Source organism: Altererythrobacter rubellus (genome assembly GCF_030284385.1).
Taxonomy (GTDB): domain Bacteria; phylum Pseudomonadota; class Alphaproteobacteria; order Sphingomonadales; family Sphingomonadaceae; genus Erythrobacter; species Erythrobacter rubellus.
The window spans coordinates 2,198,528-2,225,191 of the sequence record NZ_CP127221.1 but is presented as its reverse complement, the minus strand read 5'-3'; the positions used below and the strand labels follow the sequence as shown (position 1 = coordinate 2,225,191).

At 53.4% G+C, this 26,664-nt stretch carries 23 protein-coding genes, 1 pseudogene and 1 riboswitch; of the genes and pseudogenes, 15 read left to right on the top strand and 9 right to left on the bottom strand.

Annotated elements, in window-relative coordinates; genetic code table 11:
* The first annotated feature begins 1 nt into the window (after position 1).
* The 9 genes from QQX03_RS11125 (at position 2) to QQX03_RS11085 (ending at position 9,981) form a co-directional block, all read left to right on the top strand.
* Positions 2-463 (top strand): very short patch repair endonuclease, encoded by a 462-nt coding sequence (locus QQX03_RS11125; RefSeq protein WP_285975784.1) that lies wholly within the window; start codon positions 2-4, stop codon positions 461-463.
* 96 nt (positions 464-559) lie between these two features.
* Positions 560-1,987 (top strand): AAA family ATPase, encoded by a 1,428-nt coding sequence (locus tag QQX03_RS11120; protein WP_285975783.1) that lies wholly within the window; start codon positions 560-562, stop codon positions 1,985-1,987.
* Entirely contained in the window at positions 1,984-3,258 is a 1,275-nt protein-coding gene (locus tag QQX03_RS11115; RefSeq protein ID WP_285975782.1) for an LlaJI family restriction endonuclease, read from the top strand. The genes QQX03_RS11120 and QQX03_RS11115 overlap by 4 nt, the downstream gene beginning before the upstream one ends.
* A 532-nt stretch (positions 3,259-3,790) precedes the next feature.
* Entirely contained in the window at positions 3,791-4,009 is a 219-nt protein-coding gene (locus QQX03_RS11110; RefSeq protein WP_285975781.1) for a hypothetical protein, read from the top strand.
* A 24-nt stretch (positions 4,010-4,033) separates the two neighbouring features.
* Entirely contained in the window at positions 4,034-5,905 is a 1,872-nt protein-coding gene (locus QQX03_RS11105; RefSeq protein WP_285975780.1) for a hypothetical protein, read from the top strand.
* Positions 5,892-6,719 (top strand): hypothetical protein, encoded by an 828-nt coding sequence (locus QQX03_RS11100; protein ID WP_285975779.1) that lies wholly within the window; start codon positions 5,892-5,894, stop codon positions 6,717-6,719. The genes QQX03_RS11105 and QQX03_RS11100 overlap by 14 nt, the downstream gene beginning before the upstream one ends.
* Positions 6,719-7,468 (top strand): DUF6339 family protein, encoded by a 750-nt coding sequence (locus QQX03_RS11095; RefSeq protein ID WP_285975778.1) that lies wholly within the window; start codon positions 6,719-6,721, stop codon positions 7,466-7,468. Before QQX03_RS11100 ends, QQX03_RS11095 begins: the two co-directional genes overlap by 1 nt.
* A gap of 67 nt (positions 7,469-7,535) precedes the next feature.
* Positions 7,536-8,942 (top strand): exonuclease domain-containing protein, encoded by a 1,407-nt coding sequence (locus QQX03_RS11090; RefSeq protein ID WP_285975777.1) that lies wholly within the window; start codon positions 7,536-7,538, stop codon positions 8,940-8,942.
* Between the two features lie 181 nt (positions 8,943-9,123).
* Positions 9,124-9,981, top strand: coding sequence for a hypothetical protein (locus tag QQX03_RS11085; RefSeq protein WP_285975776.1), 858 nt, complete (start codon positions 9,124-9,126; stop codon positions 9,979-9,981).
* A 423-nt stretch (positions 9,982-10,404) separates the two neighbouring features.
* On the opposite strand, the pseudogene QQX03_RS11080 reads toward QQX03_RS11085, so the two are convergent.
* Positions 10,405-11,112: pseudogene (locus QQX03_RS11080) on the bottom strand (NAD-dependent deacylase); the annotation flags it as partial.
* A 97-nt stretch (positions 11,113-11,209) separates the two neighbouring features.
* On the opposite strand from QQX03_RS11080, the gene QQX03_RS11075 reads away from it, so the two are divergent.
* On the top strand, positions 11,210-11,620 hold the full coding sequence (locus tag QQX03_RS11075) for a hypothetical protein (RefSeq protein WP_285975775.1): 411 nt from the start codon (positions 11,210-11,212) through the stop codon (positions 11,618-11,620).
* A gap of 31 nt (positions 11,621-11,651) precedes the next feature.
* Here QQX03_RS11075 and QQX03_RS11070 read toward each other — a convergent pair whose 3' ends face one another.
* The 8 genes from QQX03_RS11070 to terL all read right to left on the bottom strand — a co-directional run bounded on the left by QQX03_RS11070 (position 11,652) and on the right by terL (position 19,408).
* Entirely contained in the window at positions 11,652-12,482 is an 831-nt protein-coding gene (locus tag QQX03_RS11070; RefSeq protein WP_285975774.1) for a hypothetical protein, read from the bottom strand.
* Between the two features lie 155 nt (positions 12,483-12,637).
* Positions 12,638-12,820, bottom strand: a complete 183-nt coding sequence (locus QQX03_RS11065) for a hypothetical protein (RefSeq protein ID WP_285975773.1) — start codon at positions 12,818-12,820, stop codon at positions 12,638-12,640.
* A 51-nt stretch (positions 12,821-12,871) separates the two neighbouring features.
* A riboswitch (SAM-I-IV-variant riboswitch) is annotated at positions 12,872-12,977 on the bottom strand.
* A gap of 83 nt (positions 12,978-13,060) precedes the next feature.
* A complete protein-coding gene (locus QQX03_RS11060; RefSeq protein WP_285975772.1) occupies positions 13,061-13,909 on the bottom strand; it encodes a TonB family protein in 849 nt (282 codons plus the stop codon).
* Positions 13,910-13,942: 33 nt separating this feature from the next.
* The gene (locus QQX03_RS11055) at positions 13,943-14,659 is read right to left on the bottom strand and encodes a PD-(D/E)XK nuclease family protein (RefSeq protein WP_285975771.1); all 717 of its coding nucleotides are present in this window, start codon (positions 14,657-14,659) and stop codon (positions 13,943-13,945) included.
* Positions 14,660-14,669: 10 nt separating this feature from the next.
* Positions 14,670-15,134, bottom strand: coding sequence for a hypothetical protein (locus tag QQX03_RS11050; RefSeq protein ID WP_285975770.1), 465 nt, complete (start codon positions 15,132-15,134; stop codon positions 14,670-14,672).
* A gap of 196 nt (positions 15,135-15,330) precedes the next feature.
* Positions 15,331-18,348 carry a zinc ribbon domain-containing protein gene (locus tag QQX03_RS11045; protein ID WP_285975769.1) on the bottom strand — a complete coding sequence of 1,006 codons (3,018 nt, stop codon included), beginning with the start codon at positions 18,346-18,348 and terminating at the stop codon, positions 15,331-15,333.
* A 21-nt stretch (positions 18,349-18,369) separates the two neighbouring features.
* The gene (locus QQX03_RS11040; protein WP_285975768.1) at positions 18,370-18,834 is read right to left on the bottom strand and encodes a hypothetical protein; all 465 of its coding nucleotides are present in this window, start codon (positions 18,832-18,834) and stop codon (positions 18,370-18,372) included.
* A gap of 196 nt (positions 18,835-19,030) precedes the next feature.
* Positions 19,031-19,408 carry a phage terminase large subunit gene (gene terL / locus QQX03_RS11035; RefSeq protein WP_285975767.1) on the bottom strand — a complete coding sequence of 126 codons (378 nt, stop codon included), beginning with the start codon at positions 19,406-19,408 and terminating at the stop codon, positions 19,031-19,033.
* Between the two features lie 156 nt (positions 19,409-19,564).
* Here terL and QQX03_RS11030 point away from each other — a divergent pair, with 156 nt between their 5' ends.
* The 5 genes from QQX03_RS11030 to QQX03_RS11015 all read left to right on the top strand — a co-directional run bounded on the left by QQX03_RS11030 (position 19,565) and on the right by QQX03_RS11015 (position 26,625).
* A complete protein-coding gene (locus QQX03_RS11030) occupies positions 19,565-21,085 on the top strand; it encodes a hypothetical protein (protein ID WP_285975766.1) in 1,521 nt (506 codons plus the stop codon).
* Between the two features lie 384 nt (positions 21,086-21,469).
* Positions 21,470-21,703: a carboxypeptidase regulatory-like domain-containing protein gene (locus QQX03_RS11530; RefSeq protein WP_349665844.1), complete on the top strand. Its 234-nt coding sequence runs from the start codon at positions 21,470-21,472 to the stop codon at positions 21,701-21,703.
* 33 nt (positions 21,704-21,736) lie between these two features.
* The gene (locus QQX03_RS11025) at positions 21,737-24,280 is read left to right on the top strand and encodes a TonB-dependent receptor (protein ID WP_349665843.1); all 2,544 of its coding nucleotides are present in this window, start codon (positions 21,737-21,739) and stop codon (positions 24,278-24,280) included.
* A 3-nt stretch (positions 24,281-24,283) separates the two neighbouring features.
* The gene (locus tag QQX03_RS11020; RefSeq protein ID WP_285975765.1) at positions 24,284-25,312 is read left to right on the top strand and encodes a phytase; all 1,029 of its coding nucleotides are present in this window, start codon (positions 24,284-24,286) and stop codon (positions 25,310-25,312) included.
* Positions 25,313-25,314: 2 nt separating this feature from the next.
* The gene (locus QQX03_RS11015) at positions 25,315-26,625 is read left to right on the top strand and encodes an alkaline phosphatase PhoX (protein WP_285975764.1); all 1,311 of its coding nucleotides are present in this window, start codon (positions 25,315-25,317) and stop codon (positions 26,623-26,625) included.
* The last annotated feature ends 39 nt before the right edge of the window (positions 26,626-26,664 follow it).

Below are 26,664 nucleotides of genomic sequence, written 5' to 3'. Positions count from 1 at the left end.
CTTGGTTGACATTGTCGACAGGGAGACAAGGAGCCGGATGATGTCCGGCATCCGGGGAAAGGATACGAAACCCGAAATTGTCGTGCGGAAACTGCTCCACAGTCAGGGTTTCCGCTTCCGGCTTCACCGAAAAGACCTGCCCGGTCGCCCTGACATTGTCCTGCCTAAATACCGGACAGCTGTTTTCATCAACGGCTGCTACTGGCATGGACACGAAGACTGCCACCTCTTCCGGATACCAAAAAGCCGTCCGGACTTCTGGTCAGAGAAAATCGAAACTAATCGGAGCAGATACACCAGAAATCAGGCCGCACTCGCTGCATCGGGCTGGAAGATTGTCATTTTGTGGGAATGCGCAATCTCCAAATCGAAGCGGCTCGATCCGCACAAACTGATCGAAGAGATCAAAAATGCGATCACGTCGGATGCGCCGGTCTCGGAGATCAGAACGGATCCGGCCTGAGGTTGACCTCGGACGCATACTTGACTCAAATGTCGCGAGATCCGAGGATCGCTGCCGCTTAAGTTCGCGAGCTCAAGCTCCTGAAAGGAAGAGAGATTGGATCCGCAAGATATTCAACAGACCGTAGAATTCTTCAAAAAGGCAGCAGGTAGCTTCGAAGATGACAATTATGGTCTGACCACAGAGAGCTACGAGACGGCTTGGGGCATTAAGACCACTTCCGGCAAGTCGTTCAAACTTTCCAATCACGATGTCGCAAATGCGTTTCAGGACATCGTCGATAACTGGACAGAGTGGTCTCAAGCACGGCTTAATGTGAACAGTGCGAATCCCGACGACACGCTTCGGGACTTTTCCAAGGCTCATTTTTCTGCAGGCTCACACAAGGATCTTGCCGAAGTGCAGCGTCGCGGCTTCCTCCATCTAATCAACTCGATTGCCTTTGCGGCGGGTCACACCGGGACGTTTAACCGCAACGCCTGGGATTCCGCCCTGACCAAGGCAGACTATGATGAGGCGCTTTCGAAATTGCGTAAGGCGTCTTCAAGTTCAGAAGCGCTGTCAGGCATGTCTGCAACTCCGGCACCTAGGCCTTCAGCCGGTGCGCGCGAGACCGGCGGCGACAACATCCTTTTCTACGGCGCACCCGGTACCGGTAAAAGCCACGACGTATGGGAAAAGGTCGGGAACAGTCCTTCCTTTGCTACCGTCTTCCATCCTGACATGCAGAATAGCGACTTTGCAGGAACCCTGAAGCCGGGGGTCGATGAAAGTGGCAATCCCACTTATACCTTCCGCCCCGGACCGTTTGCGCGAGCAGTGGCGCATGCATGGAAAAACCGGGGCGAAAAGGTCTACCTTGTCATCGAGGAGCTCAACCGCGCGGTCGCAGCGGCCGTCTTCGGCGAGCTCTTCCAGCTGCTTGACCGAAAGCCCGACGGCACCGGACGTTACAAGGTGGACTTCCCTTCGCCCGAATTTGCCGACTGGTACGAAGCAGAAACCGGCGAGGCGCGCGACCGGCTATCACTACCCTCAAATCTCTGGATTCTGGCTACTATGAATTCGGCTGATCAGGGCGTTTATCCTCTCGACACTGCATTCCGCAGGCGGTGGCGGCAGTATTATCTCCCTATCGACTATGCGAAAGCACCAGATGCACCGGTAAAGATTGCAACTCCTTCCGGCACCAGATCAATCAGCTGGAGGACGTTTATCGAGGCACTGAACAACTATCTGTCAACGAAGCTGGAGATCGGGGAAGACCGCCTCGTTGGGCCAAGGTTCGTCGACAAGTATGACCTCAAGAACGAAAGAATACCTGGCAAGCTGCTTATCTACCTGTGGGACGATCTGCTCCGGCATCAGGGCCGGGTCGACCTTTTCGACGAAGACATAAAGACCTACGGGAAGCTGCATGAAAGAGAGATAGCGGGCAAACAGATCTTCTCCGACAAGTTCCTCGAAACTATCGCGGACGGCGCGGGAGAGGCGGACGTAAGCGGGGATGAACCGACGCCTTGACGATCCTGTTTCTTCCGGACCGTTATCCGAAAACGAAGCTTGCCAGCAGGCATCCCGAGGTCGCGTCTAACCTCCAAAAGGCATCCACCTCGATGATGGAAAACGGCCAGAAAACCGTTGCGTGGGTGGGTGTTGCACGAGCCGATGCAGAAAGTGCGGTTGTGTTTCTCCCGCACGGATCACCTGCCGGAGCGCCGGAAAGGGAAGCCTTTGCGAGGGACCTTATGAAAGCGATTGTGCGGTTCGCCCGCGAACATGCACGCGCTGGAGAGGGGGGCGATAACGAAAGTACAACACAGACAGCACTTCTCGCCGAACTCGCCATGGATTTCAGAGACTTCGGGCTCTATTCGACAAGGGAAAAGATACGGGGCCGACGCGATGGCAAGCCCGATTGGGCTCGGACCGTAAAATCAGGGGCCGCTTTCCCGGCCTCCAACGGGGCGCCTGTCTATTTCGACATCGCGACTTCGCGCTACTCGTCATTTGCTACGAATGTGGTAGCGCGAATCCAGGCAGCAGTGATCAGCGAGATCAACGAACTTCATGGCTGGTGGGTCGGGCATTATTTCGGCGCCCGCGAGGTTCCCCGGGCAGCGCCGGACACCGTCTGGCCGAGAAAGATCTGGCCCCGGTTGCTCCGCCTCGCCCGACGTGAGCTCTTCCAGTCGAGGGCAGTGAACCTTGTCCGCATGCTGCTTGATTACCTTGAAGGCTCCATGGAAACCGGCGACGGAAGGGTTGTCTGCGGCGTATCGGATTTCTCGACAATGTGGGAGACAATGCTCCGCGACACGCTCGACGGGGTGGAGGCTCACTGGAACAGTTATCTTCCAGGACCTGTTTACATGAATGCATGGGGTCACGGCGACGAAGCGGGCCGCATGGAGCTGGATATCGTTGTACGCAAAGGCGATCGGATCGTGATTCTGGACGCGAAATATTATCGCGCTGATTCATCAACCTTCGTACCCGGCGTACAGGATATCTCGAAGCAGATAATATACCAGAGGGCAGTGGAAAGCACCGGACGGGTCGCGAAAGACCGGATCACAAACGCATTCATCTTTCCTGCAGAAACTACCTGTCGCAATCCTTACAAGGCCATCAGGTTCTTTCTGCCAGATGGTTCGCCAGCCAGCGGATTTCCGCCGGTCGAGTGTCAGTTTGTGTCGGTACCCGAGGTTGTGACTGCCTATGCCAGCCGTGGGAAGCTTGCAGACCAGTCGTGGCTTCCAGCGCTCTACTCGATTCCTGCGATCGCATCCTGACGGAGCTCACGGAGCCGGAGCTGCAAGCATGGACCGAGCCGGTGAGAACGACAAGTAGACAGATAATAGCGGCTCAGAACAGGCAAACCGTCGATAGCGAACTCCACGAGACGGGCGTTCGACTTCGGAGAGTGCAATGACGGCCTCTGCAAGTCTATGATCAGTACCAAGCAAAGTTGTCGCAGAGAGCTCGGACTGCCCTAACCGCTATATCTTACCAGAGTGCCAGCGACTCATTTCAATGAGAACACATTAAATGCGTTTCCAGCCAATGCGATCTCACGACCACGCTCTTTGATCATTCTGTGACATTGCCTGCTCAAAACGCTGCAAAATTTCCGAAAATAATATCGAAATTAGCACCTCTTGCTCATCATATATGACGTATGTTGACAACATTTGTAATATGTGTATTATTTAAGTGGTCCAAGAGCGGTTGAAGGCAATATATATTTATATATTGCGTTCAACCATAACAAAGGGGTGTCTGTTCCCTTCTTGCAGGCACCCCTCATAACAAAAGTAGAATATTATGAGTAAGCGTGAAAAGTTCGTCAGATTGGCAGAATCCAGGGTCAACAAGGCGCTCAAAGACATCCAGCTGATCGGCAATCTGTCGAACAGAAGTGCGTATGATTTCGACGAAAAAGATCTCCGGAAGATATTCGGTGCCCTTCAGAAGGCACTCGAGGGCGCAAGAACGAGATTCGATCGTACGTCAGAAGCAAGCCAGAACGAGTTCCGGCTCTAACAAAACCAGCAGAGGCACGACTTAATGAACCCGAGATTGGTATTTTTGAAGAATGAGGCGGGTGAGGCCGAAGGGCTGAACGACCCCGGCATCGAAACCTTTCGCGACAGCCCGTACTCCTCGGTTGCACGCGAGACCGGACAAAACACGCGGGACGTGCGAGCGGATACTTCGAAGCCCGTGAGGATGGCATTCCGGAAGATCGACGTGCCAACCTCCGAGTTTCCCGATATCGAGAGCTATAGGGCGGCTGTGAAAACCTGCCTCGACCTCGCCAAAAGGTCCTCCGATACGAAAGAGCTCAGCTTTTTCCGCCAGGCCCGTCGGGTACTCGAAAAGGATACTATCGCGGTTCTGGAAATATCGGACTATAACACGCACGGGTTGAGAGGGCCGTGCACTGACGGCACGCCCTTTCACGCACTTGTCAAAGCCACCGGCGTCAGTGCCAAGGATATGGAAACTTCCGGCGGCTCGTTCGGGATCGGCAAGAATGCTGTTTATGCAGCTTCCGATCTGCAGACTGCATTCTATTCGACAGTCTATACTGAAAACGGATCATCAAGATTCCTGTGCCAGGGAAAGACGAGGTTCCGCTCTTTTGTCGCCGGTGACGGCACGGCTCATCGAAGCATCGGCTATTGGGGCGACCCTCAGGGCTTCCAACCGATAGGAGATCCAGCTGACGTGCCTGGCTGGATGCGTCGGGATGAAGTCGGAACATCGATTTTCTCTATTGCCATGCGCGACGCTAACGACTGGGAGGCAGAGCTCATAGCCTCCATTCTGATGAACTTCTTTGCCGCTATCCACCGCGAAGACATGGAATTCGAAGTCGGTTCGGAAACCATCAATGCGAGAACCCTCCTTTACAAGTTCGACGAGCCGAGGATCCAGCGGGCAGCCGAAAGAACCGGTAACAAGGAAGACTTCGATTTCGCACGCAACCTGTATGATTGCCTTCGCGAAGGCGAAGACATCTACAGTCTCGATTTCGATGTTGCGGGGGCAGGAAAGTTCAAGATCCGGCTCGGTGTTAAGGCCGGCCTGCCGCGGCGTATAGCATTCATCCGCAACGGCATGTTCATTACAGACAGTCTCGGAAGTTTCGGAGACAAGCTGCAACGCTTTCCGATGTTCCGAGAGTTTGCCGCGATCGTTGAACCGGCGGGGGAGAAAGAGAGCGTCTGGCTCAAGAGCCTCGAGAACCCGCGACATGACCAGCTCTCTCCGGACCGGCTGACGAATCCCGATGATCGTGAGGCAGCCCGCACAGCAGGCAGGGCGCTCGCGAAAGCAGTTCGCGAACAGATACGGTCGAAGGCAAAAAGCGAGGCAGGAGCGGAAACCGATCTCGACGAGCTCAGCGAATTCTTTGCCAACGAGGAGAAGGCCGAACCTGACGAGAAGGGCGACCGCGACCCTTATTCTTTCAAGGTAAAGAAACAGGTAAGGGTCAAGAAGGCGCGCAAGACCAAGCCGCCTGCGTCTAACCAATCCGGTGATAGAGGAGGTGGCAGCCAGGAAGGTGAAAACGAAGAGACCGGAGGAAGAGGCGGCACCGGTGCCGGTGAAGGTGATGGGACAGGTGGAAGCGGTAAGCGTTCGGTCAGGGTGGCGATGCCACTTCTCAATCCCCGCACCCTGATCCCTGACAGCAGCAATCTCGCCAAGCGGATCATAAAATTCACACCTGAGAAGTCTGGCCCGGCTCTATTGCAGTTCGAGGCCCTGGGTCTCAACCGGTCGGAGCCCCTTTCAGTCAAGGACGGGCAGCCTTCTGTCGTTTGCGAAGCAGGCAAACGGATGGAAGTCGAGGTGGAATTCGACGCAGCGTATACGGGGCCCATCGAGATCATAAGCTGGCAGGAGGAGAACAAGAATGAAGCTCAGTAATGACATGCTGTTCGCCCATCCGGTTCTCGCTCCGTACTCGGATGACTACAATGACGCATTGTTCGATTGCTCTTTCGAGGTCCTGCTCGATGACGAGACCGTCATCCTCCAGGTCGAACTGAAGCTGAACTGTGCCGACCTCGAGCGACTCGTAGATGAAGGAGCGGCCGGCACGGGCTTTTTTCTGATATGCCCGAGAACTTATTATAACAGCCAGATCGAGATGGCGCCGGGGAAAGCTACGCTCGACTACAAGGCGCAGAATTTCTTCGGCACTGTTATGCTGCAGCCGGTGGTTTGGTCAAAAGAGTCGCGAAAAGGCTGGACGTCCAGTTTGCTCCATGAGGAATACGGGCACGGAGTCGATCTGCCCGAGGCAAGTATTCTCGCGGTCGGTGAGGAGCAGAGATTTTCGGTCGACCGCGACCAGCTCAAACCGTTCGAAACCATATTCGCGCTCGCCGAATCCGACGAGGTTCCACCGGGTCAGTTCAAGGTTGATACCGGAGAAGCCAAGATCACCATATATGCGTGCAAGGAAACCAAGGCATCAATTGAAGAGATGCGAGGGGTTGGAGAGGCAGGTCGCTCTGTCATTCTCAACTCCATCTACTTGCCGGCCATAAGCGAAGTACTCAGACAGCTCGGTGATGGTGATGGACAACTTGCCAACCAGCCATGGTTCCGCATCTTTACGGCCAAGTGTGATGCAGCAGGGATAAATCCCGAAACATGTGTCCCGCTCGAGGCCGCACAACAACTGCTTAACTCTCCGTTCCTGAAAATTGACACGGTCAAGGAAGATCTGTTCTGATGAGTAAACTGAAACACGTTTCGGCAAACCTGCTCGAAAACCTTCGCTCCGACATCCCTTCCAATATCGGCCGCTATCAGGGTGAAGGGTTTGACGAATTCGCCAACGATCCGGGATGGGCAATCGAAAGAGATGTCGAAATCGATCTTGATGCTCTGGCCCAGCTCGACGGAAGCGAGCGTAGCGCTACCAGCGATCTCAAGAATTCCCGTATTATAATGAAAGCACTGGGAAATCTGACGCCCTCGCTGGCCAACGAGGAACAGATCTGGGTCAGGCTCTCGCATGTCGAAGCCTTCAAATACAGCCGCGACCGCTGGCTGACCGGTCAACCTGCAGATAAAGCCGAACAGAATATACGTATACACTTCTTTGCCCCGACCCAGACCGGTATCCGCGACGATCATGCACTGTCGCGTCTCTGGTGGAACGGCTTCATCGCGCAGCACTGCATGCCGGAGAACCCTGACAAGGCTCTGGAAATGTTGCTGAAGACGGCAGACATCAGATCCCAACTTGTTGAACGGATCTGGCTCATGGGGCGGCGCAAACTGGCGGCAGGTGTCTTCAGGGGAATGGACGAACACCCCGACATTCTTGCCAGCGAAGACAATTTTCGCGAATTCATGAAAACGCTGAACATGATGGGTGGCGGGATTGTATTCGAGGCGATGTCTCCGGACCGGATAGACGGTTTTATCGAGAAATGTGTCGAGCGCGCAGGCCTCGACGCAAGCGTCGCAGCCTAGTTGCGGCTTGGGTTAATATGTCCCTTCCGGAGCACACTATCCTAGGATGGCGGATGGGAATTCTCAGTTGAGCTTTGTCTTTTACGATACAGAGACTACCGGGATCGATACTGCGTTCGACCAGATCCTGCAGTTTGGCGCTATTCGAACAGACGCCGACCTTAACGAGATCGACCGTTTCGAAATACGCTGCCGTCTTCTACCCGAAATCGTGCCGTCTCCCGGCGCCATGCTGGTTACAGGAGTCAGTGCCAAGCAGCTGACCGACCCTTCACTGCCCTCGCACTACGAGATGGTATGCGAGATCAGGGCCAAACTCGGGAGCTGGTCACCGTCCATCTTCATCGGACACAATTCGCTCGGTTTTGACGAACATCTGCTGCGACAGGCGTTGTACAAGACACTGCACAGTCCGTACCTGACAAACACAAATGGCAACGGGCGGTCCGACAGCCTGAAAATGCTGCGGGCAGCTTCTGTTTTTGCTCCGGATGCAGTTGAAATTCCGGTCGGAAGCAACGGCAGGAAGGTGTTCAAACTCGACCAGCTTGCTCCGCTCAACGGGTTCGCGCACGAGAATGCACACGATGCGATGGCTGACGTCGAGGCTACGATCCACATGTGCCGGCTCGTCGCAGAGCGGGCTCCGGCACTATGGCAGAATTTCGTTCGCCTTGCCCACAAGCCCAGCGCTCTCGATTTTGCGCTGAATGAAGCAGCCTATTGTGTGACGGACTTCCACTACGGACAGAGCTACTCCCGCCCTGTGTCGCCAATAGGTACAAACCCCGATAACGGGTCGGAGGTACTGGTTTTCGATCTTTCGGTAGATCCGGCAGAACTCGCACAGCTTGACGACGAGCAGCTTGGCAAGAGGCTGGACAAAAGCCCCAGGCCCGTTCGCAGTATCCGGGCCAATACGGCTCCCGTTCTGAACGAGCTTGCAGACGCCCCTGAAGACATCCGGTCAGGCTGGCCCGAGCCGGAGGAAGTCGAGGAGAGAGCTGGCCTTATTTCAGCAGATAAGGCGCTGCGTGAACGGCTTGTCGCGACAACTCTCGAGAAGCGCGAACCCTTCCCGGCTGCAGAATACATCGAGCAGCGGATTTATGACGGGTTTCCTTCCTGGAACGACAATCAACTCATGGAACGTTTTCACCAGGCCGACTGGCCCGAACGCATCTCGATTCTATCCCGGTTCGAAGACGAACGGCTGAAAGCACTGGCCCGCAGGCTTGCCTACAGCGAGGCTCCCGCTCTGATGACAGATACGGACCGGCGTGATCAGGAGCTGGAAATCGCAGGGAGGCTGGTCGCGGCGCAGGACGATGTTCCGTGGACGACAATCGCGGGGGCTCTCGCGGAAGCCGGGAACAAGCTCAAGGAAGCAGATCCGGAGACTTCCGTGTTTATCGAGGAACACATAGACCTGCTCAAACAAAGGCAGCAGTGGGCTGTCGAGGTCCAGGGCTGATAGCCAAGGGTCAGAGCTTTTAAGGCCGGCCCAAAAATTTCGTGCAGCAGACACGCGGATCAACGGGAGTAAATAGCCGGCCAAGGCTGGTTGTCGAAGCTTGGTCTTTCACGCTACGTTATCGTGCTAGACGTGAGAAGCAATGCTCTGGAGAGCCGTAAGAAAGTCAGGAGATAGATGAATGTCGGCCGATCATCATATCGTACAGGATATACTTAGCCGTGGTCCATTCTCGATACAGCCAGCTCCGCCTCTTCCGGCGGGCAAAAAAATATCTCACGATCCCCCACTGATCACGCTTCCGGAAATACCCGATGATAGCATCGAGGTCGGGCCTGGAGATATTATCACGTTTCCCAGAGAAGATCTCGAGGATGCAGCAGCCGGGCCACAAACGATGCCACCACCCAACAGTCTTGATGCTTGGGCCTGGTATGCGCCGTTTCATTTCTACCGAGCTGATGCGTGGGGTATCTACATTAGGGAGTCGGGCCTTTTTGAACTCGCTTCTCGGCTTGTTAGACGAGCACAGGGTACGGTTTCGACCAAGAAATTGGAGCATGTCGCTTACTATCTTTTACTGGATCACGAACTTTTTCACCACACGGTCGAGGTTGCTTGCACAAGATTGCAATATCCTCTTCTCGCGGCCGGTGGAGCGCCTTTGTACCCCTCTTATTTCAACTGCGGATATGCATCAGTCCACGAGGAGATGTTGGCAAACGCCAATGCTGTAAGGAGAATTGGTGGAGCGGGTCTTAGCTGTCCTCTAAGATCGGCCGCTATTGCTGAATTGGTATCCCACCCCAGACCATACTGCGATTTCCAAGCATATCTTGCCGACAGGAAGTATGTCTCCGGAAAAAGAGTGCTTCTGGCACGCATGCTCGACGCTGCAGGCTTGAGGCATTTGCCGTTATACCACAACGCGCGCGAACTTCCATTAAGGCAATCGGCATACTTCCCATCATTGTTGTGGGAAAATAGCCTTTGCCCTGTACGGATTGTCCCCGATCTTGGAAAAATGAGGCTCAATTAAAGGGCTCACGGGCTCTTTCTAATTCTCCGCCGTCATCGCATAGTGTCCAATGCTCGCTCAGATCAGTGCACCTCATGTCCGGCGATCATTCCAAACTTCTTTAAGCTTTTCCAGTCGGTCCCGATGCCCAAACCCGCGGCCGAGCATTCCTGTCGTGATCTCCAAACCATGCGCATCGATGGCTGCACTTAAAACATTGGGCGCGTAGATGCCCGGCTCACCCCATTCAGGTTGCGTGGGCTTTATTATTTGGTCGTATAGACGCATCGAACCATCAGACAACTCTTCTGCATCAAGGCCGGCGTTGGTCATGTACTCTACCATACCGCTACAGTAAAAAGTCGTGTGCGCCCCGCATTCCTCGATCTCCTTGATGAAGGCGGCCTTCTGCTCTGGTGTCAGGTTCCACCCGACGGGCTGTTCTCCGATTAACTCATCTACGAATTTAGGTAGCATCTCTCCTGCCTCGCCGACATGGCACGTGTCGAAGCGATGACTGCCGTCCGCTAGTTCGGTGTTGAACTGATGGGCCACAGCCCCGGCATCCTTGGCAAACATCACAAACTGAGACGCGGGGTAGACAGCGCCTGATGTGCCCACGGCCAGAAACAAATCACATGCCATCAAAGCCTCATGGATACGCTCCATCTGGTAAGGCATCTCACCGAAGAACACGATATCAGGACGCAAATAACCTCGCTTGCAGAAGCCGCAGCGCTCAAACTCACCCATCGGTAATTGCCAAGGCGTGCGACCCCCGCAATCTTCGCACAGTGCCGACTTCAATTCTCCGTGCATATGGATCAGATTGTGGGAACCGGCACGCTCGTGCAAGTCATCGACGTTCTGTGTGACGAGAAGAAAGTCACCCTTCTTCTGGCTTTTCCAATGCCTCTCCAGCTTGGCCAGCGCCGCATGGGCAGCGTTTGGCTTTGCGAGCCTTAGGTCTGACCTGCGCTCGTCGTAAAAGCGATGCACCAGTTTCCTGTTCTTGCTCAAAGCATCAGGCGTACAGACATCCTCAATGCGGTGGCCTTCCCATAAACCACCTTCGCCCCTGAAGGTAGCAAGTCCGCTTTCAGCGGAGATGCCCGCACCAGTTAGTACGAGGATGTTTTTCCTGCCAGCCATATAGGCAAGATGACCCACCTTCAGTTGTCAAACAAGGGTCTTGAAATGAAGATGATCTTTGTAGAATGTATTATTGTAAATTTCGAGGGGGAATTGAATGGCTCGTCTCCGTTCTATGATATTTGGGCTGCCTATGTGCATCGCCATTTCCGCCTGCGCTAACACCTATGGTCAGCCGAAAAACGCTCCTGAGCCAGCGTATATGGCACCTGATATACAGGGGCTCGAACTGGACTTCGACATTGACAAGCAGGACTTACGAACCATTCCCGGTACCAGCTCAGAGCTTTTATCCGGCATTGGATTTATTACAAACAATGACTCGACCGTTCGAGAGGTCCCCACAATCCTGCTTGTCATGTTGGACAAGCGACAAAAGATCATTTTTTCTCAGGATATTGTACCATACGAAAAGGTAATCGCGCCGGGGGAAACTATTGAGGTAACCTATCTTGCCAAAGGCTTCCCTACTGATGCCGAAACACTCGAGTTTAGTTGGAAGCCTTGAGCTAGATATTAGGCAGGAGTGAAGTGAGGGTTTAATTCATACCCTCCAGTAAATCATCAATAGGCATTGCAAACCAGTTAAAACCGGCCTCTGCATCGCCCTCGACGAATGCCGCGCCGGCGGGTCGAGCCTCAAAGTGTAGCCTGATCTCGCAGTATCCCTCCTTGCCGCCGCACGGTGCGCGGATCTCAAACTCGTCCGTGGGGCCATACTTGATGATGAACTCGTGCGTGCCCTGCGGCCAAGACCCTGTCCATTCTCTGAAACGCCGCGCATACCAGACAGCGGCTTGCAACCTGAGACCGTGAGCATAGCGATGACCCATGCGGGTCCAAACGCCAGTGAAGCGGGCGAGAAGGTGCGGCGTACTGACCAATTCATCCTGCCCCAAAAGTCGGGGTCGCGGCGGCCTTAAGTTCTTCGGCTTATCGGCCTTCTTTGCGCGCTGGGTCTTTCTGGTTTGGGCTTCTCCCACCGCACCAATGCGGACATGCCGTCTGAATGCACCACTATGAAGGCAGGCCACGCGTACGCGCTTGCCGGCAAAGGGCGCTAGATTGCCCCGCTTGTCGATGGGCACATCGTAGAGAAACGACTGCCCTACGCGGTGGACAAGATAGTCTCGGGGGTCGACCCAGAAACCTAGATAGCCATGTGCTTCGCATAGTCTTTCGAGGCTCTCTCGATGGTATGCCTTCTCCGAGCTCCATGGGTCACAAGCCTGAAGCCGCGCTAGACGGGCGGCTATCAGGTCATTCATCGCATCAGGTTTGATGTCACACTTCGGAATGGTGCCTCCGCTGTAGTACTGCGGCATTCTCTGGTGACCGAGTTCAGCGCGATAGAGATCGTGAACCTTCATCTCAGGCCTCACTTTCTTTGGTTTTTTTGGGTTGCCGGGGATGCTGTAGACTGCTGAATCTAACTACACCGCCATTCATCCAACGCTGAAGGTCCAAATGCTCCTGTTCAGTATAAGGCGGCTCATGAAAGGCGGACCCGTCCTTTGTATATACTTTAACCACGGGTCGGCTCCTTATCGTTATCTTTGTTGATGGCGGGAACAGGTTTGCGTGGATGTCGCAGGCTACTAAAAGCCACCACCCCTCCGTTAGAGCGGCGCGCGCCCTCGAGGATCTCCTCTTCCGTGTAAGGCGGCTCGTGGTAGAGCGTGCCGTGAATGTCGTATTTCTTTACCATGTGTGCTCCAATGCATTGCATCGAAAGCTCACGCGAAACGGATATTGCCGGATAAGCCCTAGTGGTTGCCGCCCGGCCACATCCCCTTTTCGGGTGACCACCTTGCCCGGGCTGGGCAGGTTGGCGAGGACTTCATGTCCTACTCTTGATGCACTGTGTGAATAGCATTTCTGGTCAAATTGAGCAACTACGATTTTTCGAATTCCATTGAACTCGAGCGTCAACGAAGCCTCGAGATGGTCAGTCTAAATTAAAGCTTATCTGACTGGAATAAGTACCAGCTACTGGTTGACCTACAGAATCCTCAGCCGGGTAGAATTCGGCCCGACTCTTAAGTGCCTCACAAGCAGCCCGATCTAGTTCCGGGCTTCCGCTGGTCGAAGTTACTCGGCATTGATAGACTCTACCCTCGCGGTCTATCTCGAGTTGGAAGCGAACCGTTCCTTCAAGTTCCCTTCGCAGTGCCCTTATTGGGTAGTCGCGCGCCTGGATCCAGCTTGACGGCGAGTTTTTTGGCCTCGGAGCTTTTGGTTCAACAAAAACCATTTCGCGCGCCTCCGGTTCAGGCTCCGCTTTTGTTCGGCTACGCAAATAGCTGATGCGATCAAGATATTTTGACTGGACGCAAAATTCATCTTCACAACGGTTGCGTTCCCGCATCCATGCAAGCTGCGATGACCTGAGTGCTTGGGCTATTTCAGCAGAACTATCAGCAACGACTTCGTTGTAAGTTCTATCGAGCGTGAGATCTAGGTTGGCGAGGTAATCGCTCTCGCAGATCAGGCGTTCGGATTTGAGGCGAGCTTTAGAGCAATCAAACGACGGACGCGCAACATATGCGGGTTTTGGTGCGGTTTCTACAACTTGCGCTGGCTCTGCATCGGGTGCCGGTTCTGGGAGGTCATCGATAGCTTGAGGCTTGGCGACTTCAGTTGAAGGTTCAAAAGTTGTTTCTGGGATGGAGGTTTGAGGCGTGCGCCCCATAAAAAAATAGGCCGCCGTAGTTACAACAAGGCCAATTATCAGAACCAAAAATATAAGAAGACGTGCCCTTACAAGGCTTATGATGAATGCTTTCAGATTCTGCATATCACCTCCAGTACGTCCTTCTTCGCTAAGCCCTTAACCCAAGGCAAGGCGTTCTTCAAAATACCTACAATTGTCGCATTCATCGCCCTTTGGAGGGGTGTCGTCAGCATTATAGCATTCCATCGCTTCAACGACCTTCGCATCCACCCAGTTGTCATTGCCATCATAGGCGATGAGGGTAGTGGCGAAGTTCATAACGCCGTGAGTGCCTTCTCTGTAGAAGCCGCCCTGCTTACTCCCGTTGACGTAGAGGAAGTATCCCGTGTTGCTGACTTTGTGGCCCGCTTGCCTGAACAGCCACTGGTAGATTTCCATCTGCCGTTTGTAGCCTTCTCCCCAGCCTACATCGATGGAGGGCTCGCCCTGTTTGGAGGTGCTCTTGTAATCAACGATGTGCAGCTCGCCGGTCTCCAGGTTCTCCCAGACGTCATCGACCGCACCATAAACCTCTACTCCGGACGGATGAGAGATGCGCTGTCCCTTGAAGTTGTCGCGCCACAGATCGATGTCAGGGTGCTCGAAAGCCCGGACGTTAAGCCCATGCTCCTGCCAGACAGCATGGATGACATCCTGCCCACGAATTGCATCGAACTCGTTCTTGAGTAGGGCGTCGGTTGCAACCGCCAGTGTCAGCGGCACCATCGATGGCTGCTTCAAGCCAAGTTTGCGCTGCTGATAAAAGCAGCGAGGGCAGCGGATGAATTGCTCGAGGGCTGAGCGGGATAGGCCTTTTTTCATTTTTTCACCCATCTTGTGATGCTCATTTATCGAGATCGAAGCTGACCCCAGCATCTAACAACCGCTGTCGGGCAGCCGCTACAACTGGTGGCTCAAATTCGTTGGCCATACTCACAACAAGATACTCAGCGGTCATGTCCCAGTTTCCCTCTTCGACCAGCACCTTAAAGCCGGCGTGCTCCGTCTTGCTTGTAGCCCAATCAATGAGTGCCCTCTTTACGCCATGACGCCTTATCTTTTGCCAAGTGCGTGAGGCCTTCGTGTTGCGTTGGTTACGTTCTGAAAGAAAGCTCTCGTATGCAGCGAGAATTTCTCCAAAGCGCCGCTCAAGCTCTGTTTCCCCGATCTTGTGAAGTTCCCAGAGGCGTCTTTTCGCGCGATTTGCGTACTCGAAGTCACCTAAACGGGTCGCGTTTACGAGAACATTGCGGATGAGATCAATGTCGATCTCCTCCTCAACGGGCTTCTTGGGCACTGTAAATTTCATGAAAAAACCTCTCTAGAGAAACTTCATTTTTAAGGCGAGCTTTGTTCTCAATATACTTCGAAAAGGCTCGTAAATCATTTCCACCCCATGCATCTGTCCGGCTGTGCTGGACACTCTTTAGAAAATCGAGGTGCTCTTTATTAAATTGCATTATCCAAATCTTTCTAAACTCAAATGTGCAGCGGTTCTGCCAATCTCAGTGGTAACAGTACATGCCTTCACCGCGAACCAACTGGAGGGACCAGCGATTGGTATCCATAGTTTCTACGTCGATGCCAAGGTCGGTGCCATTGATCACAGCTCCAATGACGTCGACAGTCACATCACCCCAGCCAAGTTTTTCAAAAGCCCAACGAGACATTAATGGCCAAAGCTCTGAATAAAGCGCACCGGGGGAACCGGAGCGGAGCATGCCCCCGAAACCTGGATTGTCGTACATCTTGCAAAATAGGATGTTGAAGGCATCCTCAGAAGGCTGGTCTAGGCACGCCGTAATCAATTTAAGAATTTCCACGTTATCAGTTTCGACCGACACAATTTGTTCGTCCGAATGACCGGTGTCCGCATTGTTATAAACGAGCTGCAAGCTGATGCTAACAGACCCCTCCGCTGCAACAGCGAGTTCGTCTTCATCCGCACCTTCAGCGATATCTTCTCGCACTTCACTCAAAGGATTTGCCGCAGCAGTCAAATCGGCGCCTTGAGCTGCATCGGGGGATACCTTAATGGTATTTTTGAAAATCACCATCATTTCGGTGTCGGTGGCGTAGTCTGTGATCATACCAAAATCGGAAAAATCTAGAGTCAAAGGAGCTGGCAGCTGACCATTCATCATTTCCTCAAGAGGAAATGCGGACTTTGGTGAGAAAGATCCGAAGACGTGCCAAACCACAAGATTTTCTAAATCTCCAACATCTTCAGTAACATGCGGGCTAACGTCAAAATGACGGCCTTCATAATTCAAATCATGGTCTGGGTATATGAGGATGCCTCCAACGCCTTCATCCTCCATCTCCTCAATGTCCAAAGATCCCAGAAGTATATTATTCCACTGCCCGCCTAAATGTTCAGGCAATGCATTCCGTAACGCCTGACTGTCCGGGCTTTGACCATAGTCGCTGACGTCAACAAGATAGGTGTTATCGCCTGTTTTGCATATCGCGTATCCGCATGGGGAATATTCGTCTTCACGGTCGAAGAACACCACAACTTCGCAACCATCTATGTCGTCTGGTCCTACGAAACTCTCGAAGCCTGGAGCATTTCTAATTTTGCCGGCCTTGATTACACAACACCGAATTGCTTGGCCCGACTCCTGATTATTTTCACCAGAAGTCAACCAGGCGCCCTTGATATCGACAACCCAAACGTTGTCTCCATCCGACCCATCATAACTGAAGCCTCCTTCCACGTAGCCACAGGCATACATGGAGTTTTCATCGAGCCACCTGCTGAGATTATCCTGGTCAATTCTGGGACGACCGCGAACAGTAAATGATACGGATGCGGTTAGACATAATGTGTCTCCGACATCCCCAACCCTCAGAGAACAGTTCTCGTTATCAAACTGCATATAAATTGGTTCTGGGTCGATGAAGTATTCATTGGCATCGCCATCGCCGTTTGCCCAATCCCATTCGAAGCTCAAGTGGGGTAATAAAAGGGCTGCAGCTTCATCATAGGCCCCCTCTTTACATAGCGCCCAGCAATTTTTGAGTTCGCCGCACTCATCTTCATCAAAGTCTAATTGAGAGATAACCCCGCGCTTGATTTGGAATTCCAGCTTAACGACGCTTTCTTCATTATTGCCGCCATACGTCCCGGAGCTATCGGATGATGTAGCATCCGCTTCATCATAAGCCCCCTCCATCGGCTCAGCCGTCCCTGAGAGAGTTGCGGTTATACCATCGACGATCTTCTCGTATTCGGCGAACACCAAATAGAACGTTTCTCCAGGCTTGATGTCATAAAGCCATGCAGTGCCAGATCGTGTGCTATCGCTCTCGAGCATTGGCCAAAGGTTGGCGTCATCCTCTGGCTTCTCCGACAGAATATCGAAGTGCACATAATGGTTGGGATAGGCCTTAAGCTCGTATTCGACCCCGTAAGAGCCGTCGCCCTCATCCTTGGTGGCTTTCAATCCCGACAGAGAAATGCCCGAAGATCCGAGGCTAGGGGCATCGATTTTGCCTGCCTTGAGTTTGATCTCGTGGATCTCCACAGCGGTCGTCGCCCAGAAACTTGCGTCGATTTGTATTTCATATTGAGCTGAGGGTAGTTTCCCCACGCGCAAGTAAGGTCCGCCAAATGATATGCTGTCATCATCAGGGCTATAATTGACAGACAGGCTGTCATCCTCTGCTTCTTCGCCCTCAGACATCACCTTGATCGAGTATGAGATCGCACTGCCGCGAAGTTTCGAGGTGAAGGAAGGCACTCCACTTGTAGTAAAATAAATTCTGAGGTCGCCATCACTGTCTATCGACACGTCTTGCTCGGCATCGGCCAGAAGTTCAGAGAGTTCGTTGCGGGCCTGATCGGCGTCAATCTGTGTTCCAGCCCCCGCAGCAGGGGGTGCCTTTGTTTCTGATTGCTTACCAGCCGGTGTTCCACACTCGGGACAGAACTTCGCTTTTTCTGGGAGCTTAGCATCGCACGCAAGGCAGACACCTTTTGGAAGCACTTTGGCTCCGCACTCGAGGCAGAACTTGGCGTTTGGCGGCAGCTCCGCATTGCATTCGCCGCAGCTGAGTGGAGGGAGATCCTCCTTCTCAACTAAGTCCGGACTTTCCTCGTTCTGATTTGGCTCTAACGATCCTTCTGTTGCAGCTTCTTTGGCCGCTTGCAGAATGGCCATGAGATAATCGTGGTCCTGCCTTTCGAGGGAGGACAGGGTCAGGAAAAGATTATTGTTAATATAGATGTCTAGATTCACCCGTTTGCTCTCATATTCGAGGCTCCGGATTGAGGATATCTTTATAGACTTGGGTATTTCGAAGAGCTGCTTGGCATAAATGTACTTTTCGGTGATGGCGAGGCCATCTTTACCAGACCCAAAAACGGTATCATCAACGAGAAGAAAAACTTCATCGGTGCGGGTGATGAACCCCTTGCGCGCATTGGCTAATTTTTTGTGCGGTATATCGGGGCTGGCTAAGATACGGCCGTTAATTTCACCTTCCGCAACAGCAAGTACTGCCTCTCTCACGCTCATGTTCGTGTTCCCCTCTTAAGTCTAATGCAGTGTATGGACTTCAGCACCGCTGCACAGAAGCGTGGCATCGCACCAAGGCTCGGTAACATTGTTGTCTTCGTCCTTGATGGCGTCTTTGAAAATTTTGGTAAATTGCCGAGCTGCGGCAAGAAACTCAGCCTCACTCAAGCCATTGGGCGTATAGAACGCATAATGACCTCTTATTTCTGAACGGGCTTCATCCGTACTGAACTGCACCATCGGGAAGACCAGGTTGTAGGTGTTGACGAAGCGGAGCAACTCAAGCTCGGACACATCGTCCATAACGGGCCAACAGGTGTTAAAGTAAAATCCCTGATCGTTAGGAATTGCGTGCACCCAAAGCCTGAAAGACAATGAGGTGATAACGGCGCAACCTTCATCATCGACGAACCAGTCGATGGAATTTTTTGAGAGAAAGTTACCGAAGCTTTCGAGTGAACTGATTTGCCTTGTTACCTCTGCCAAACTGCATCCTCGCCGTTACCCTTAAGAACCAGATAATTGCCAAAGCCTAATTTAAAGCAAGAGGATTCTTCCTACACGACCAGCTCCGCCAATTCAGATCCGCGTGATTTACATCATTATGAGCAACCCAGTTTAAATCTTCAGCCTAGTTTTTAATCGGGATCCGATGAGCAAGTGAGTTAGTACCGCAGGGCTCTCAAATTCCGCTTAGCGGAACGAGTTGAACAGTCCTTGATCTCATATCGGAAAACCAGCTGAGGAACTGGCTTATGCTGTCAGCCTGGTCATCATGCCGCCCGTTCGGAAAGCTGGAAAGCTCGATACGAAGATCCTCGAGCCAGGGCGCATTGTCCGGAAGCCATACATGGCCTGCCTCTATCCGTGCCGACTGGGCGTGAAGGCGTGTAACCTTATCCTCCTTCGGTAGGAATGCGGTCGGACGGGTCATGCTGTTGTGTTCAGCACGCAGCTGCTGGATGAGAGCAGTTCCAGAGCCCTTGTCTTCGATGATGATACTTCGTGGCTCCCAATGCCTGGCAAGCTCTATGACCCGGCCAGTCTGCGCAAATCTCATTGTGGTTCTCTACCCCCCGAAAACCCAGCCACCAGTTGCAGATGCACTGCTCAAGGGGACTTATTACGCCGCTAAAAATACCGTCATCCTCAGAATAAGACTAATAATTGAAGCTCAAAAGTTGTCGTGTCGTATACTTCATGTTAGAAAATATGTATGAAAAAAATAAGAAATCTGGGCCCGTTTTTTTTGGCCACTACAGTTTTTACCTCGCCTGTAGCCGCACAGGATATTGAGTTATCTGATCGTTTGTTGGCGTTGGAGGAGAGGATTGAAGCTCTGGCCAATGAAAACGCGGACTTGAGGGCAGAATTAGAGCTTATCAAAGCTGAGGTTCCCGTGGGTGCGGAGCAGACCGCGTCCGCTGAGGAGCCTGGTGGACTGGTGCAAAAAAGGGAATACTTAGAAAGGGAAAACTTCAACGATAGCATAGGGACTAATTCGGCTTACGCATTCCGGGTTCTCGATCAGTCGGTAGACGTAAACACCAAACCAATTGTGCAGTTGAAGGCGCTACGTGACGAGCAGTTAAACGACAGGATTACGCTATCTGGACAGATTACAGCAATCGCGAACTACCAATGGTCAAATCGCGACGATAAGTTTGGTTATCTTATGAGAAACCCAACTAGCGCCAACCAGATTGGCGATAAGGTTTCTGAGGCTGTTCTACACAGTGCTAATCTAGCCATGACGGCAAGACTGTCGGATGATCTTTTAGGGTATGCTGAACTCTTGTATAATCCAGAGCAAAATTTTGGCCCTGGGACAATTACATCAAGGGATCGCAACCAGATTCAATTGCGCCGCGGTTGGATCATGTGGGGCAACCTCGATAAGAGTCCAATATATGGTTTGATTGGTAAGATGGATGTGCCATTTGGTCTGAACGATTCGGTTAGCCCTTTCACAAATTCGACCAACTGGCACGCATTTGCGCCTTTGGCTTACGGCGCACAATTGGGATTTTATGCGAGTGGTCTCAGTGTTCGCGCGATGGCCGTGCAGGGCGGCGCACAATTCAGGTCTGCTAACGCTCCAGTGCGAGGCACTGCCGTGCCTTCTCGTCTGAACAATTTTGTTTTTGACGGCAATTATCAAATACCGCTGGGTATGGGTGCTCATAACGTTCGTATTGGTGCAAGTTATCAGCACGCTACTAGTTATTGCCAAAGTTACCCCGTTTTCCATTTCAATCCATGTGAAGAGAGGAATCCAGGAATTGCCGCCTATGGTGTCGTAAATTTTGGGCAGCTTAAGCTATTGGGTGAATACGCACAGACGACAAAAGCGTGGCCTGGATCAAACGTCCCCATCCCGAATAATCCACTGAGTGTCTTTCCTGCAGTCAAGACGAAGGCGTTCACCATTGGAGGGCGATATTCTTTTGGCGAGACGGTGGATGTAGAGCAGCATAGAAAATTTGCATTTTCCGGCGAATTTTCAAAGTTTATTGCTGGTGCCGAAGATTCTCCTTGGGAAAGGCAAAATCAAGCCGTTCTGGGTTTTTCATATTTTCCATTTGCGCATGTTAATATCTTCAGTGAATTTATCCACGTCGACGGATTTGCTCCTTTGAATTTCGTGTCTGGAGGCAACTTTCCAGATGGTAGTACATGGTCAGATCGGGAAGCTGCAACGAACGTGATACTCGTTGGGGCGACGGCGGCGTTCTAATGCAACTAAGCTGAGCCTAAGCTGCCGTGGCGCGGTTCGACACAATGGGCAGCCCTTTCGAACATAGGATGGAAGGATCCAGATTGTGCGATTGGGCCCACTAGACTCGCCCGATTATGTCAGGCTGCCAATGCCACACATGTCGGTCGAGGCACTGCCTCTAATCGGAAGGCACGACCTTCCTGTGTTCGTCGGAGCGGTCCCCGATGGAGGCACTACCTCGATCCAGACCAGGTACTGCCTGAAAGGGACCATCCGCCCTTTGGCATCCGTGACCAATTTGTTACCGATTGGTCGACTTTGAAATGTAAACTTCTTCAAACTGAAGCGAGGCTGACAAATACAGGTCTTATCGCACCTCCGACTCTAGGAGGGCATATTCCAATGAAATTGAAGTCGATCTTGTTCACTGGGGCAGCGGTCATTGCTGCTTCGACGCCGGTCGCCGCATTCGCCGGTGATGTGCGCGGCACAGTCACTGACGCAGAGGAGACAGTCTCGATTCGCGCGGCAGAAGTGCGAATTGTCGAACTGGATCGGGTTGCCACAACCGAGCGTGATGGCGGATTCAGTTTCTCAGGCGTTCCGGCTGGAACCTACACTCTGGAGGTCAGCTAAGTCGGGGCGGCTACACAGACGCAGACTGTCACCGTGAGCGAAACAGGTATTGCCACGGCAAACTTTGCTCTGATGCGCGATGGCAGCGGCAACATTCTGGTTATCGGTCAGCTTGCCAACCAGGCTTCATCGCTTTCGCGCAAGCGTGCAGGCGATGGCGTTAGTGACGTACTGACACGCGACGCGATTGGCCAGTTTCCTGACCAGAACGTAGCTGAGAGCCTGCGCCGCCTGCCGGGTGTTAATGTCCTCAATGACCAGGGTGAAGGTCGCTTCGTTTCGGTGCGCGGCCTTGATCCAACACTGAACGCGACCTCTATCAATGGCGTACGCTTGCCTTCCCCGGAAAGTGACATCCGCGCCGTTGCGCTTGATGTGGTCTCGTCTGACATCATCGAGTCAGTGACGATCAAGAAGTCGCTGACGCCGGATATGGATGGTGATACCATTGGCGCGTCTATCGAAATTGAAACGACCAGTGCGTTTGATCGTCAGAAGGATCTCCTCGTAGCCTCTGTTGGCGGCAGCTATAACGAGCTATCCGAAGAACTGACTCCAGACCTGAGTGCGGATTTCTCAGCCCGTCTAAGCGACAACTTCGGAATTTCGGGCGGCATATCTTTCTACAACCGCAAGTTCGAGACGGACAATATCGAGGCGGATGATTGGGAAGATGATGATGGCCTGGTCTATGCCGAAGAAGTCCAGTATCGTGACTATGATGTCGAGCGTGAGCGGATCAGCGCGACGCTTGGCCTAGACTTCCGTGCCGGCGACAGCACCGAACTCTATCTCAAGGGAATCTGGAGCCAGTTTGACGATCAGGAATTCCGGCGCCGCCTGACTTTCGACCTGGGTGATGCGGGCGTTTCCGGCTCTAGCACGAACCCGCTCTATGAAGACGATGAAGCAATCACAGTCGAGCGCGACATCAAAGACCGTTTCGAGCGGCAGCGCATTCGCTCTGTCGTTTTGGGCGGTGAAAGTGATTGGGGTGACTGGTTCGCGGATTATTCTTTGAGTTACGCAAAATCGACCGAGTTCGAAAACGGCAGCGTCGATCCAACTCAGTTCGAGCGCGAGTATGAAGCGGAAGGGCTGCAGGTTGGTTTCGACTACTCGAATCCGCGCACCCCTATCTATTCGATCATAGATCCGATCGGTGATTTCATCGATCCTTCTGCCTATGAGCTGAATGATGTAGAGCTAACCGCACTGTCGGACAGCGAAGACGAGGAGACCGCAGCGCAGCTCGACATCGGGCGTCGCTTCCAAATGGACAATGGCGAATTCACAGTGCAAGCGGGCTTCAAGGGCCGCTTCCGTGAGAAGAGTTTCGATGGTGAAATTCAGTTCTACGAGAACGACAACTATACTATGGCGGATGCACTGGGTGTCGGCCCGACATATCGCATTGTCGACCTGACACCGCTCCCCGGCCTTACTGAGGCGACTGACTTTTTCTTCGCCAACTTTGGTGACTTCGAGCTTCAGGAGATCGACAGTCAGTTCGACTCGGCGGTGAGTGATTTCTCCGTCGAGGAAGACATCCTTGCAGGCTATCTCATGGGTCGTTGGGAAACCAGCGACCTGACTGTGATCGCCGGTGTTCGTTATGAAAACACTTCGAACACGCTGTCGGGCAACGATGTATTGCTGGTCGAAGAAGGCGGCACTTTGCCAGGGGGTGCAACCGCGACTGAAGACACTGTGATCGTCGCCCCGACTAGCATCGACCGCGACTATGACCACTGGCTGCCCAGCATCAATATCCGCTACGAAGCACAACCTGACCTGATCCTGCGCCTCGCAGGTTATCGCAGCATTGTTCGCCCTGGTCCATTCCAGCAGGCTCCGCGCATCACCGTCGAGGAAGCTGACGATGGCGAACGTGAAGGCGAATTCGGCAATCCGGATCTTCGCCCGACTGAAGCCTGGAATATCGATGCAGCTGCAGAATACTACATGACTGACAACGGCGCGATCTTCGCGTCGGTGTTCTACAAGAGTGTCGAAGACTTCATCGTCGAGCAGAACTTCGATGATGGCGGTGTATTCCGCGGGGTGGCATTCGACGAGGCGACAGTGTTCACCAATGGCGATGAGGGCGACATCTTCGGTGTCGAGCTGGGCTTCTCGCAAGCGCTTTCTGGCATGCTGGACGGCTTTGTTGTGCAGGCAAACTACACTTATACCGATGCCAGCGGAACGATCACGACGGTAGCAAGCGAAGGGCCTCGCAACATCCCGCTTCCGGCAACGTCGGAGCACACAGCGAACTTCTCGCTCGGTTATGACAAGGGTCCATTCGACATCCGCCTCTCAGGGACATATCGTGATGGCTATCTCGATGAACTCTCTGACGAAGCGGAACTGGACCGCTACGTAGATGATCACTTCCAGCTGGACTTGAGCGCGAAGTTCCGTGCGACGGACAATCTTCAGCTCTACTATGAGTGGGTGAACATCAACGACGCAAAGTATTTTGCATTCAACCGTCAGGGCGGTCGAGAGAACCTGCTTCAGTACGAAGAGTACAACTGGACGATGAAATTTGGTGCACGTTATACCTTCTAGGCCATGACCAACTTTCGCCTTTTGGTGCTTGTTTCTCTCGGGATCGCCGCGGCCTGTGCTACGGTGCCGATCACCGGCGATCCCGCTACTCTTGTATCGGCAACGGCACAGACCGAACCGGTCGGGACAGCAAATGAGGATGCAGCGGATGATGCAGCGATCTGGCGAAACGAGGCTAATGCCTCCGATAGCCTGATCGTTGCGACTGACAAGAAGGCGGGATTGTATGTTTACGGGCTCGACGGGAATGTACGCAGCTTTCTCGCCGGTGGTTTGCTCAACAACGTCGATCTGATCGAGCTTTCGGATGGCACGACACTGGTTGCGGCGAGCGATCGCGGAGATCCAGCGAATGCCAAGATCCTGCTCGCTTCGCTAGATACAACCACCGGTGAACTGACCGAACTCACCCGCATCGATGCGGGCCCCGGCGAAGCCTACGGGTTTTGTATCGGCGAAGAGCTCGATGACGGTTCAATCTCAATGTATAGCCCGATCAAGGACGGGCGAATTGCCGTCAATATGGTCAGCTGGTCGGATAAAGGCTGGCAAAGTGAAACGCGCACCCTGGCAAAGATCCCGAGCCAGCCCGAAGGTTGCGTTTTCGACCCGCGAACGCAGCAGCTTTACGTCGGTGAAGAGGTGGCGGGTGTCTGGCGGCTGGACGTCGCCGCGGGAGCGCGCGAAATGGTCGCCCCAATCGACAACCGGCTGCTGGTCGCTGATGTCGAGGGCCTCGCTTTGGCACCCGAAGGCAGCGAAGATGGCTATCTTGTTGCCTCAAGCCAGGGTGACAACGCCTATGCTGTCTATCGCTTGCCTGACATGGCGGCAGTCGGGCGCTTTCGTATAGGCGGCAATGAAATCGGCAATGCGGAAGAAACCGACGGCATCGCGCTCAAGCTTGGCAGTTTTGGCCCGTCATATCCGGACGGCCTGTTTGTTGCTCAGGACGGCGACAACCGCCCTGAAGCGCAGAACTTCAAACTCGTTTCCTGGAATGCTATCCTGGAAGCACTGGACGAGAGATAGCGATGCAAACCGACCGCCGCACATTCATGGCCGCAACCGGCAGCGCGTTTGCCGCGCTATTGGCAAGCGGCTGCATGCGATACAGCGGCGATCCCTCGGGTTCACTTGCGGCCAGCCCCTACGGCCCTTTGCAGCCCGATCCCGCCGGTTTGCTCGATCTTCCCAAGGGTTTCTCTTACAGAATTATCTCCAAGCTTGGCGACGCCATGAGCGACGGAGGAACCGTGCCAGATCGCGCAGATGGAATGGGCTGCTTTGATCTTGGCGACGGCACAATCGCTCTGGTGCGCAATCACGAACTCAAAGTGAACCACGATGCTGGCGGCGAACTGGCTGAAGGCTTTGACAGAAACGAAGCAGGCGCAATGCTGCCAGGCGGCACGACCAATTTGGTGCTTGATGCAGCAACGCTCGAAATTGTGCGTGAATTTCGCTCCCTCGGAGGCACAATCAGGAATTGCGCGGGCGGCATCACACCATGGGGTACATGGCTTACTTGCGAAGAAGATGTCACCAACGCTGGCGACGGTGTGATGCGCGACCACGGCTGGGTTTTCGAAGTCCCCGCCAATGCGCAAGGCTTGGTCAATCCTGCCCCTATCAAAGCGATGGGCAGGTTCAATCACGAAGCGGCCTGCGTCGATCCTGTAACCGGCTCTGTCTATTTGACCGAAGATCGCGATGATAGCCTGCTTTATCGCTACATGCCGGATGCGCCAGGTGACCTGTCCAGCGGCGGAAAACTGCAGGCTTTAGTCGCTGATGGTGTCGCTGATAGCCGGAACTGGCGTAGGTTGGGCATGAATCCCGGTTCTTGGGTGGGGGTCAGTTGGATCGATCTCGACAATGTTGAAAGCCCTGAAGACGACTTGCGTGTCCGCGGCGCGGCAGGCGGAGCCACTCTCTTCGCGCGCGGCGAAGGCATCCACATGGGCGATGGCGAGCTTTATTTCTGCTGCACTTCGGGCGGCGCAAAGGAACTGGGCCAGATCTTCCGATTGGCGTTTGCCGAGGATGGCAGCGCTCAGCTTCAGCTATTCTTCGAGAGCGACGATCCCACCCAGTTTCACTACGGCGATAATTTGACGGTTTCTCCCAATGGTCACTTGATCGTGTGCGAAGATCAAAGCGGCGATGTGTCTACCAATCACTTGCGCGGGATTACGCCCGCTGGTGAAGCCTATCCGCTTGGATGGCTGACAGCTGAGACCGAGTTGGCGGGCGCATGTTGGTCCCCTGATGGCAAGACGCTATTCGTCAATGCCTACAGTCCAACCGCGACTTTGGCGATCACTGGGCCTTGGGTCGCCTAAGAACGCAGCCAGAAGAAACAAACTGAGAAAACAGGTTGT